At 42.2% G+C, this 12,087-nt stretch carries 7 protein-coding genes; 5 read left to right on the forward strand and 2 right to left on the reverse strand.

Annotation, left to right across the window (positions count from 1 at the left end):
• Window positions 1-93 precede the first annotated feature (93 nt).
• The 5 genes from AAFN85_RS30120 to AAFN85_RS30140 all read left to right on the forward strand — a co-directional run bounded on the left by AAFN85_RS30120 (window position 94) and on the right by AAFN85_RS30140 (window position 10,078).
• Entirely contained in the window at window positions 94-1,947 is a 1,854-nt protein-coding gene (locus AAFN85_RS30120) for a glycosyltransferase (protein WP_347531682.1), read from the forward strand.
• Window positions 1,944-3,512, forward strand: a complete 1,569-nt coding sequence (locus AAFN85_RS30125) for a hypothetical protein (RefSeq protein ID WP_347531683.1) — start codon at window positions 1,944-1,946, stop codon at window positions 3,510-3,512. The genes AAFN85_RS30120 and AAFN85_RS30125 overlap by 4 nt, the downstream gene beginning before the upstream one ends.
• A 347-nt stretch (window positions 3,513-3,859) precedes the next feature.
• The gene (locus tag AAFN85_RS30130) at window positions 3,860-6,658 is read left to right on the forward strand and encodes a DEAD/DEAH box helicase family protein (protein ID WP_347531684.1); all 2,799 of its coding nucleotides are present in this window, start codon (window positions 3,860-3,862) and stop codon (window positions 6,656-6,658) included.
• Window positions 6,658-8,565, forward strand: coding sequence for a restriction endonuclease subunit S (locus AAFN85_RS30135; RefSeq protein WP_347531685.1), 1,908 nt, complete (start codon window positions 6,658-6,660; stop codon window positions 8,563-8,565). Before AAFN85_RS30130 ends, AAFN85_RS30135 begins: the two co-directional genes overlap by 1 nt.
• Before the next feature lie 31 nt (window positions 8,566-8,596).
• Window positions 8,597-10,078, forward strand: a complete 1,482-nt coding sequence (locus AAFN85_RS30140) for a class I SAM-dependent DNA methyltransferase (RefSeq protein ID WP_347531686.1) — start codon at window positions 8,597-8,599, stop codon at window positions 10,076-10,078.
• A gap of 62 nt (window positions 10,079-10,140) precedes the next feature.
• Here AAFN85_RS30140 and AAFN85_RS30145 read toward each other — a convergent pair whose 3' ends face one another.
• Window positions 10,141-11,211, reverse strand: coding sequence for an AAA family ATPase (locus AAFN85_RS30145; RefSeq protein ID WP_347531687.1), 1,071 nt, complete (start codon window positions 11,209-11,211; stop codon window positions 10,141-10,143).
• A gap of 418 nt (window positions 11,212-11,629) precedes the next feature.
• Window positions 11,630-11,869: a hypothetical protein gene (locus AAFN85_RS30150; protein ID WP_347531688.1), complete on the reverse strand. Its 240-nt coding sequence runs from the start codon at window positions 11,867-11,869 to the stop codon at window positions 11,630-11,632.
• Window positions 11,870-12,087: the final 218 nt, after the last annotated feature.

Raw genomic sequence — 12,087 nt, forward strand, 5'->3', positions numbered from 1 at the left:
AATAAATTAAACCAAAATCCTCTCCTTTGGAGAGGATTTAATAAAAATGGAGCTTAAGTCCTCTCCTTTGGAGAGGATTTAGGTGAGGCAAATATGCAAACACTGAGTATTTCAATTCCCGAAATGTTGGTTGCCGATGGGTTCATTTCCCACGCCGACCAGGAAAAGATCCATGCTTTTTCTGAACGCTCGGGTATGTCATACCTCAAAATAGCCCTTAACTTCGGCTATATCTCCCGCAAAAACTTCGAACGCTCTATCACCAACGCAGGTTATAACTTTGCTGAAATTCGTGAAGAAGCCTTTGATAAAGAAGTACTCGCCAAAGTAGACCTCAAGTTTGCCAACGATCAGCTGGGCCTGCCCCTCCGTATCGAAAACAACCGGGTGGTTACCATTATGGCCGACCCAAGCAACGAGCTTTTCCTCGATTTTGTTCGCTTTACCTTCGATCTCGAGCCGGAAGTTATCGTAGCATCCGACCTTGAAGTAACCTGGCTAAGCCACAAACTCATCGGCGAAAAATATGTAAAAGCCTCCGTTTTTGAACTCCTAAAGCGCGACCCTAAAAGCTCGGCCTCAACCACTTTTACCACCCCGCAGCTGGTGTTTATCTTCGCGCTCATCATGCTGATCACCATCGGCCTGTTCCTCAACTTTAAAAACGTATCCATCGGGTTAAACGTAGCTATCAGCGCGTTCTTTTTGGTGGCTATTGTGTTTAAGTTGTTCCTTGCATTGGTTGGTTCGCGGTTCGAGTTGCACCAGGCTGTTACTAAGGATGATCTGCGTAAAATAGTACACGATGAACTGCCGGTTTACACCATCCTGCTGCCGGTTTATAAAGAAGATAAGCTGATTAAAAAACTCATCTGGAACTTACAGAGTTTGGATTATCCGCGCGAGCAGCTGGATATTAAACTGCTGATTGAGGAAGATGATAACAAAACCCTGGGCGCGGTTAAAAACCTCGATTTCCCGGCCGTGTTTGAGGTTATTGTGGTGCCCTTCCACATGCCTAAAACCAAGCCGAAGGCCTGTAACTACGGTCTGCATTTCTCTCGTGGTAAATACCTTACTATTTACGATGCCGAGGATATTCCCGATACCGATCAGCTTAAAAAAGTGGTGGCCCTGTTTCATAAACTGCCATCAAACTATATTTGTATCCAAAGCGCGCTAAACTACTTTAACCGTAACGAGAACTTCCTTACCCGTATGTTTACCCTCGAGTATTCGTACTGGTTTGATTATATGCTGCCCGGTTTAGATACGCTTGACATCCCCATCCCGCTTGGCGGCACCAGTAACCACTTTAAAATGGACGTGCTGGTTGAGCTTGGCGCCTGGGACCCCTTCAACGTAACCGAAGATGCCGACCTTGGCGTGCGCGCCTATGCCAAAGGCTATAAAGTAGCCATTGTAAACTCCACTACCTACGAAGAAGCCAACAACCACTTCTGGAACTGGATCCGCCAGCGTTCGCGCTGGATTAAGGGATACATGCAAACCTACCTGGTACACATGCGTAACCCAATAGCGCTTATCCGCAAAATTGGCTGGAAAGGCTTCCTGGGCTTTAACTTTTTTATCGGCGCTACATCAGCAACGTTTTTAATATACCCCATATTGCTGGGCATATTTGTATGCTACCTGATATTCGATTTTTCAACCATCCGCAGTTTGTTTCCAGATTGGGTGCTGTTCATCTCCATATTTAACCTCATGGTAGGTAATATCCTCATGATATATATCAACATGATGGCCGTGTTTAAACGCCGCTTTTTCGAGCTTATTTTGTTTGCCATTGCCAGCCCTATTTACTGGTTAATGCACTCAATAGCCGCCTATATGGGCCTTTACCAGCTCATCACCAATCCGTTTTACTGGGAAAAAACCAACCACGGCTTAAGTAAGGTTAATAACCCAACCAACGTTGTTAAATGAAAATTACCAAAAGTACATACCTGTTTTTATTTTCGCTGGTACTTGCAGCCTGGTACCTCATTATAGGCGTATACCTTAATAAACTGGGCTATTACAACCAGGAAAGCCTGTTTTATATCGAAAAAACCAAAATAGTTTTCGAGGGGCTGGGCAACCGCCTAAAAGTAATGGGCTTAACAGCACCGCTGCTGCCCTTTTACTCTACCTTTATATTTTCAACCATTAACAGCTACCTTGCCCCGGTAATAGCATCGGCGCTGGGTACGGCGGGTTTGTTTTACCTCATATCGCGCTCGTTCGTTATCCGCGTTAAGGATGATTTTTATTTGGTGATGCTGGCCTTTCTGTTTTTACTGCATCCCGGCATATTATACATGGCCTGCTCTGGCAAAGCCATTTATTTGGTGGTAGCCTTTGTGTACCTGTTTTTTTTAAACCTGTTAAAGTTTTACCGCTCAAACACCACCTTCCACGTATCTGTAGCCAGTATGTGTTTGGTAATGCTCATTTTTTGCGATTACCGCTTTATCTGGCTCACGCTGTTCTTCATTCCGCTGGTGTTATCCATTACGCTGGCCAGCTTAAACCTGGGCGAAAAGGAATCCATTTTCCGTTTGTTTATGAGTTTCAACAGCCCATCATTAAGGCGTAAGCTCATCAATAAAACGTTTGCCATTTACGTAATTTTGTTTGTGCTGCCCATAGCATCGTTAATATGTTATAAGCTGTTAAACCAAACCCATGCCTCGGATTTAAATTACTTTAGCGAAAGTCCGCTGGCTACCTGGACGGTTTTGGTTGATAAACTGAACTACGATACCACCTCAACCGCCGTAAACTACCAACTGCCCGAACTCAGCATCCTGATATCGTTACGGATCCTGTGTTTTTGTCCGCTGATACTGTTTGGCCTGTACCTGCTGCGCGAAAGTACTTACCATGTACTCACCATATTAACCCTGTTTGGCTTTGTTGAGTTTTTGCACATCAAATACGATAAGCTTTTCCTCACCTACCAGTACTACCTTATATTTTTATTTGCCGCCCTGCTGTGCATGATTTTTAAGGTACACACCATCCGCAAAAAAACAACAGTTAAAATAGGCCTCAGCCTGGTAATACTGCTACAGCTATACACCGGCTACATATTTCTGAAAAACTCGTTAATAACAGACGAGCGCCGCTTTATCACCACCCTAACCGAGCGTCAGCCGGTATCAGATCAGGCCGAAAGCCAGGAAATAGCCAAATACATTAACAGCCTGCCTACAGGCATGCACATCCTGATGGACGATGCCGTAGCCTACCCAATAGCCGCATTTACCAATAACGTAAAGCAACTCACCCTGCCCTACCAGTTGGAGCAGTTTCTGAGCGCCATAGAAACCCCATACCGTTACGACGATTACATACTGATAGCCACCCCCAAAAACCCCTTCACCGGCTATACCCAACTCAACGACAAATACATCCCCGAAATTCGCCGCCTAAACAGCGGTATCAACTACAAACGCGTGTACGAAACCGACGATTGGATTTTGTATAAGGTTGTAGCGATGCAGTAATCAGTTGGCAGGTTACCCCTCATGTCATTGCGAGGCACGAAGCAATCGCACGGAAGCCGAGCGGCCATGCAAATCCTCCCTGTAAAGTTCGCGATTGCTTCGTACCTCGCAATGACGTGGGGAATAAACTCACTGCAAACCCATAACTGCAAACTGACTAAGGGCGTTGCCTGCGGCCCGGGCTTTACGCTACAAATCCTCGCCCCGGCCATTGCGCCCGAAGGCCTGCACGGGCTGTGGGTTTTCCGCTGCAATCCCTAACGCGGCCTACGCGCAGAGGCCAGATATTACTATAATATTAGGTATTTATAAAAATGATACTATATTTATAAAACCTTATTTAGCTAATGAATCAAAACCCCGAACAAATAGCCCGCGATCATATTGATAAGCAATTGGAAGCTTGCGGTTGGATAGTTCAGGGCAAAAAGCAAAGTAATATTAGCGCCGGTGTTGGCGTAGCCATACGCGAATACCAAACCGAAACCGGCCCTGCTGATTATATATTATTTGTAGATAAAAAACCGGTTGGCGTAATTGAGGCTAAACGTGAAGATGAAGGCTACAAACTGATTGTTGCTGAAGAGCAATCTGCCGAGTACGCCAAGGCCAAACTCAAATATCTTAATAATGACTCGCTGCCGTTTGTTTACGAAAGCACAGGCGAACTAACCCGCTTTACTGATTATCGCGATCCTAAACCACGCTCACGGGCTGTTTTTACATTTCACCGTCCCGAAACTTTTCAGCAATGGATAAAGGAAGGCCGCACTTTGCGCAGCCGCTTGCATGATACGCCGGTTTTAGAAACCGATGGCCTTCGCGATTGCCAGGTAACTGCCATAACAGGAGTTGAAAAATCATTTAAAGAAAACCGCCCTAAAGCGCTGATACAAATGGCGACAGGATCGGGCAAAACATTTACTGCCATATCATTTATTTACCGGCTGTTAAAATATGCCAAAGCCAAAAAGGTTTTATTTTTGGTTGATACCAAAAACCTTGGCGAACAGGCCGAACAGGAATTTAAACGCTATCAACCACAGGATGATAACCGCTTATTTCCGGAACTTTATGGCGTTACCCGCTTAAGCAGTTCATTTATCCCTAATGATAGCCAGGTTTATATCAGTACTATCCAACGACTTTACTCTATTTTAAAGGGAAGTGAGTTGGATGAACGCGACGAAGAACAAAACCCTAATGAAAAAAAGTGGGTAGCTAAAGAACCTCTGCCCGTAGTTTATAATCAGAAAATACCAATGGAGTTTTTTGATTTTGTGGTGGTTGATGAATGTCACCGAAGTATATATAACTTGTGGAAACAGGTGTTGGATTACTTTGATGCTTTTCAGATAGGTTTAACAGCCACACCCGATAACCGCACCTTTGGTTATTTTAACCAAAACCTGGTTTGCGATTACGGCTATCAAAAAGCCGTTGAAGATGGGGTGCTTGTGCCCTACAACGTGTTTGAAATTGTTACCAAAATAACACAGCAAGGCTCAAAAATTGAACTTGGCGAATATATAGGTAGGCGTGAAAAACTTACCCGCAAGCAATTTTGGAATACGCTGGATGAGGATGTAGAATACAGCGCCAAACAACTGGATGATAAAGTAGTAAACCCAAACCAACTGCGGTTAATTATTAAAGCAGTAAAAGAGCAACTGCCTGTAATGTTTCCAGACAGGATTACACCTGCTACTGCAACTACGCCCGAAACATTCGAGGTGCCCAAAATGCTGATATTTGCAAAAAGCGATAGCCACGCCGATGATATCATTAATTTAGTACGCGAAGAATTTGCCGAAGAAAATAAGTTTTGCAAAAAGATAACTTACCGCAGCGAGGAAGATCCTAAAAGCATTCTACAGCAATTCCGCAATAGTTACTACCCGCGGGTTGCTGTTACCGTTGATATGATTGCTACCGGTACCGACATACGCCCGTTGGAAGTATTGCTGTTTATGCGCGATGTAAAAAGCAAAAGCTATTACGAGCAAATGAAAGGCCGTGGTACACGTACCTGTAGCATTGAAGAACTGAAACTTACCGGCACCCCGGCTGCAAAATTCACTAAAGATCATTTTGTAATTATAGATGCCATTGGTGTTGAAAAAAGCCAGAAAACCGATAGTCGCCCTTTAGAGAAAAAGCCAGGTTTATCGCTTAAAGAAATGATTGAAAGTGTACACATGGGCAATACCGACGAGGATATGCTTACCACACTGGCCAACCGCCTTATCCGTTTGGATAAACTGATTAACGAAAAAGAGAAAATAACCTTTGCAGAAAAGGCCGAAGGCCAAACAATTACTCATGTAGTTAAGCAACTGCTTAATGCGCATGATGCGGATACCTTAGATAACATTCGCCGCGAAATTGACAGGCAAATGCCCGGCGCAGCACCTGTAGATAAAGAAGCCGCTTTTAACGTACAACACAATGCCTTAATTGAACAGGCCACACAGGTGTTTAACAGTTTCGATCTGCGTAATTATATTATTGATATCCGTAAACAGTACGACCAGGTAATTGACCACATAAATCCCGACGAATTATTAAACATAGGTTGGGTAAAAGATAATACCGCCATAGCCGAAAGCCTGGTGCAGGATTTTAAAACCTGGATAGCAGAAAACATAACCGAAATTACTGCCCTGCAATTATTTTATGGTCAACCTTACCAAAGGCGTACCCTTACGTATAAAATGATAAAGGATTTGGCCGAAACAATAAAGGTAACCAAGCCATTGTTGGCCCCACTTAATATTTGGCGTGCTTTTGCCCAACTGGAAAAAGTAAATGACCAGCCAAAAAATGAATTAATAGCCTTAGTTTCGCTGCTCCGTAAAATAAGCGGGATTGATGAAAGTTTAACAACCTATGATAAAACGGTTGATATTAACTTTCAGCAATGGGTATTTAGTAAACAGGCCGGTGCAGCAGTTAAATTTAACGACGAGCAGATGCAATGGCTGCGCATGATTAAAGATTATATAGCATCAAGCTTTCATGTGGAGCAGGATGATTTTGAACTCGATCCGTTTAATAAACAAGGGGGATTGGGTAAAATGTGGCAGTTGTTTGGCAATAGTACCGGCGAAATAATTAATGAATTAAACGAAGTATTAGCGGCATAATGGATAAGAATATGGAATTGCCGGAAGGGTGGGTATGGGAACCATTGGGCAACTTGGTTGACAACCCTAAGCAAGATCTTGTGGATGGCCCATTTGGGTCTAATCTTAAAGCGGATGAATATATTGAAGATGGCGTCCCAGTTTTTAAAATTCAAAATATCAAAGCTGGGAGGTTTATTGACAAGAAAATTTCGTTTATAAGTGAGATAAAAGCACAATCTTTGATTAGACATTCATTTAAATCTGGAGATCTAATTATAACCAAATTGGGCGAGCCTTTGGGTTTATGCTGTAAAGTACCCGATAATTATCCATTCGGAATAATAGTTGCAGACTTGATGCGATTACGTCCAAGTAAATTAAAAGTCGTTGATCAATATTTAGTATATGTGATTAATAGTGAAATAGTGCAGAGTCAATTTAAGCTAATTACTAAAGGTACGACGAGAGCCAGGGTTAATTTGACTATTGTTCGAGACATAAAAATCCCGATCCCCAAATTAGAAATACAAAAAAAAATATTAGAGAAAATAGAAGAACTTTTCAGCGAACTTGATAAAGGTATTGAAAATTTAAAAACAGCACAGAAACAACTTAAGGTTTACAGGCAGGCGGTTTTAAAGTGGGCTTTTGAGGGTAGGTTGACAAATGAAAATGTAAAGGATGGGGAATTGCCGGAGGGTTGGAAGTGGGTCACATTTTCTGATGTTTGTTATAAAATTGGCGACATTGATCATAAAATGCCAAAAACAACGCCGACTGGATATCCTTATCTTTCCACTAAAGATTTTTCAGACGATTTGAAAATATCTTTTGATCATGCCAAATTTATAAGCAAAGAAGATTATTTAGCTCTTTCAAGAAAGATAAAACCCGAGTATGGCGACATTATCTTTCCTCGCTATGGAACCATAGGAAAAAATATATTAATAGATTTCAAAAAGGATTTTTTAGTTTCCTATTCATGTGCGATCATTAAGCCCAATACAAATATCGTAATTGCTAAATACTTATACCTTTATTCTCTATCACCTCATACCACAAACGAAATTAGGAATTATGTTGTTGAAACTACTCAGGCTAATATAGGTATTGCTTCTATAAAAAAATTCCGTCTGTCACTTCCATCATTAAACGAACAACAAAATGTAGTGCAGTCTCTCGAAAGCCGTTTAAGTGTCTGTGATAAAATAGAAGAAAGCATAACTAACAGCCTGCGGCAAGCCGAAGCTTTACGGCAAACTATTTTAAAAAAGGCGTTTGAAGGTAAACTTGTAAAAACTATCAAGCAACCCTTAGAGGCTAAAATAGTATCAATTGAAAATAATGATAACTGGCAACGAAAGGTATTGGCAGGTCATATCATTTATGCATTTCAAAAAGGTGGCTATGTCGGCCGTACCAAACTTCAAAAAATATTATACCTGTGTGAGCAACATGCCCAATTGGATTTTGATACCCGGTATCTAAAAGAAGCAGCAGGGCCGTTAGATTCTAAATTCTTATACGCCTTTTTAAACGAGGCTAAACAAAAAAACTGGATTGAAGAAACGCAGGTTGGTAATGGCGGTTATAAATATGAGCCATCAACATCAATCTCCGAATTAACAACTGATTATCCAAAATACTTCCGATCAAACAGTGACAAAATTGGGTTCGTTATAAAACTACTCAAAGATACAGACACAGATACTGCTGAATTGATAGCAACTATTTATGCTATATGGAATAACTATATTATCGAACAAAAAAGTCTTTCAACCGATTTGCTACCGCAGGAAGTTTATAGTTGGCATGAAGACAAGGTTAAATTTAAAAAGCCTATGATACTTTCAACATGGCAGTGGATGAAAGACGAAAAACTAATACCAACAGGTTTTGGAGAAATAATTACAAAAAGCAATTAACAAGTAATTATCAAACTCAATTAAAATTAAAATGACTTCATCCGCAATTATATCTAAGGTTTGGTCTTTCTGCAATACGCTTCGCGATGACGGTGTTAATTACGGCGATTACTTAGAACAACTCACTTATCTTCTGTTTTTAAAAATGGCCGATGAGTATAGCAAACCTCCCTATAGCCGTAAATTAACCATCCCTGCTGAATACAATTGGGATAGCCTGACCGAAAAACGTGGAGCCGAATTAGAACTACATTATTCGGTGTTACTACGTGAATTAGGACAACAGAAAGGAGTACTTGGTCAAATCTTTACCAAAAGTCAAAACAAAATACAAGATCCCGCTAAATTGTACAGGTTGATCGATATGATCGACCGTGAAAACTGGATCATGATGGATACCGATGTAAAAGGCGATATTTATGAGGGGCTTTTGGAAAAGAATGCGGAGGATACCAAAAGCGGTGCCGGTCAGTATTTCACGCCAAGGGCTTTAATACGCGCCATGGTAGCCTGTATTCGCCCCGAGCCAAATAAAACCATCGCAGATCCTGCATGCGGTACCGGCGGGTTCTTTTTATCTGCCTACGACTTTATTGCCGACGAAACGAACTATACTCTCGATAAAGAACAAAAACAATTTTTAAAATACCACACTTTTTTTGGCAACGAAATTGTGGCCGGCACCCGCCGAATGGCATTGATGAATTTGTTTTTGCACAATATCGGCGATATTGATAGTGATAACAACATCTCGCCTGCAGATGCACTTATAGCGCAAAGCAGCACCACTTACGATTACGTGCTGGCCAATCCGCCATTTGGTAAAAAAAGCAGTCAGACTTTTACCAATGAAGAAGGCGAACAGGAAAAGGAAGACCTTACCTATAACCGCCAGGACTTTTTTGCTACAACAAGTAACAAGCAGTTAAATTTTATACAACACATCCGTACTATGCTCAAAACGACGGGCAAGGCAGCTGTTGTACTACCTGATAACGTTTTGTTTGAAGGCGGTGCCGGTGAACTGGTACGCAAAAAGTTATTAGAAACTACCGATCTGCATACTATACTCCGTTTACCTACAGGTATATTTTATGCCAATGGTGTTAAGGCTAATGTAGTTTTCTTCGATGCGAAACCATCTGCAAAAGAACCATGGACAAAAGAAATCTGGTACTATGATTATCGTACCAATGTTCATCACACACTAAAAAAGAATCCGCTAAAATTAGAAGATTTACAGAATTTCATCGATTGTTATCAGCCTGCCAATCGTCATAAACGTTCCGAAACATTTAACGCCGAAACGAACCCAGACGGACGCTGGCGAAAATATAGCTATGATGAAATTATAACCCGTGATAAAACAAGTTTAGATATCACCTGGCTCAAAGATAAATCGCTGGCAGATTTAGATAACCTCCCCGATCCTGATGTTTTAGCTTTAGATATTATGGAAAACTTAGAAGCAGGTTTAGAAAACTTCAGATCGATAATTAAACAGCTGCAATAGTCTTGATTCGACGCGAGTGCATGGTGCTATCAAAAACTGTGCATCCGCGTCTCCATAAAAATCTAAACACGGTTATTCAGCATTCTATTCACACTTCCCACACTCAACCCAAGCCGCTCTGCCACTTGCCGCTGGCTCAAACCTTCATCGCTTAATTTCTTAGCGTCCTGGCGCATCCGTTCACGTTCTTGCCTGGAAGTATCTCGCAGGTGGTTTTTCTCGCAATCATTGCCTGTAAAAACAAACTTTAAAAAGCCGTTATGCCGCTCCAGTTGAGCAAGGCATATATGATCGGCACCATAGGTTTCGGCGGTGCTACGCTGCTTTATTTGCTTTAAATACCGTAGGCCGGGTGTTGCATGGCTTTCGCCCATGGCAAAAGCGCTGTCGCAAAAATTGATCAGCATTTTACTGCCCTGCAAATCGTTACGGCTAAGCGGCAGTCGCAGGTTCCGTTTAGGCGTATGGGCCAGCACCAGGATACTCAGCCCGTGGCGGGTTTTAAGCTTTTTCAATTCCTTCATCAGTAACAAGGCTGCCCCGGCGCTTTCGGTTCCATTGCGCAGGCAAGTGATATTATCAATAATGAGTACGCGGGCATCCGTACGCTTAATGCCTCGCGTTAAAGCCTGAATAACATACTTGTCAAACTGCTTATTATAATGCGAGGTTGCACGGTTAAATTGGTTGTATTCGCCGCGATAAAACCAGGAGGCAAATTGATAACGGTTTTGCCCGTCGGTATAGCGTTGTTCAAACTGCTTACCGGTAAGCTCAAAATCAATATACAACACCGCCGAGGGTTCGGCTCCAAGTTCAAAAGGAGCGATGCGTTCGCCACGGGTAATACTGTCGGCCAGCTGCACAGCCAGCAGGCTTTTGCCCATATTGGTATCGGCAAACAGGATGCACAACTCGCCCTCCAGCCAGAAGTTACCAAACAGCATTTGCGGGGTTTCGTGTTCGGTTTCCATAGCCATCCACTCATTGGCCTGGTAAATATCAAACAACTCAACCACAGCCTCCGGGTCCGACTTAACATACAGCCCTTTCCGCGCAAGCTTATCCGCAAATTCCCTCCCCTCCTGCCGAATCACCTGAACAACCAAAGGCTTCTCTGAAGTATGGTTCATAAAAATTACCGCCTAATCCCACCCTTTAAAAAGCAGGAAACATCCATCGTTATTTGCCGCCAACCTACCGGCAATCATGAAAGGCACTCAAATTTACCCACTAAAAAAGGCCAGGATGGTGACAGTATTTTGTCAGTGTTCAATTTTTAAAAACGGGGTGTTCAATGTTTTTAAATCAAATTTTATAAAGACCTGATTATCAAATATAATTTGTTCAATATCGAATTTTGAACAGTTTTATAAATTTATAACCAACTGATTATCAGGTGTTAAATTTTGAAAAAAATGCAAAGTGTTTACACTTTCAAAAATTGAACAGTATGTTTTAGTGAGCATCAAACGTTTGAGGATACGATGGATTGTAAACAAAAAAGGTCAGCCCAACCCGGCTAACCTTCAATGCTTTTAAAAAAACTGCTTATTCCTTTGCCTTCTTCTTCGCCGGTTCAACCCATTTTTCGCCAAGGGCTTCGAGGGCGGCGATGAGTTTTTTCTTTTCAACGCTGTTATCAGGCACGGTAGCCAGCTTTTCGCGGCGGGCTTCCTCTACCTTGCGGATCTTTTCATCAAACACCTTGTTGATCTTGTCAACTTCGGGGGTGGTATCCAGTTTGGCTATTTCTACCTTAATTTGGGCTGCTAATTTTTCAAATTCCATGGGGCTATTTTAGGAAGCGCAAACATAAAAAATTGGGTTCACGTTGTGTTAACTAAGTGAAAAAGTTGTTGTGGGGGTGGTGAGTGGTTGGTTGAGTTGATTGGGTGAGTGGTTGGTTACCGGCGATAACTAAAGGTTGACTACTCCTCCACATCATTGCGAGGCACGAAGCAATCGCACGGAAGCAGGGGGTTATACAAATCCGCCCTGTACCGTTC

It is taken from the genome of Mucilaginibacter sp. CAU 1740 (assembly GCF_039839285.1).
Classification (GTDB): domain Bacteria; phylum Bacteroidota; class Bacteroidia; order Sphingobacteriales; family Sphingobacteriaceae; genus Mucilaginibacter.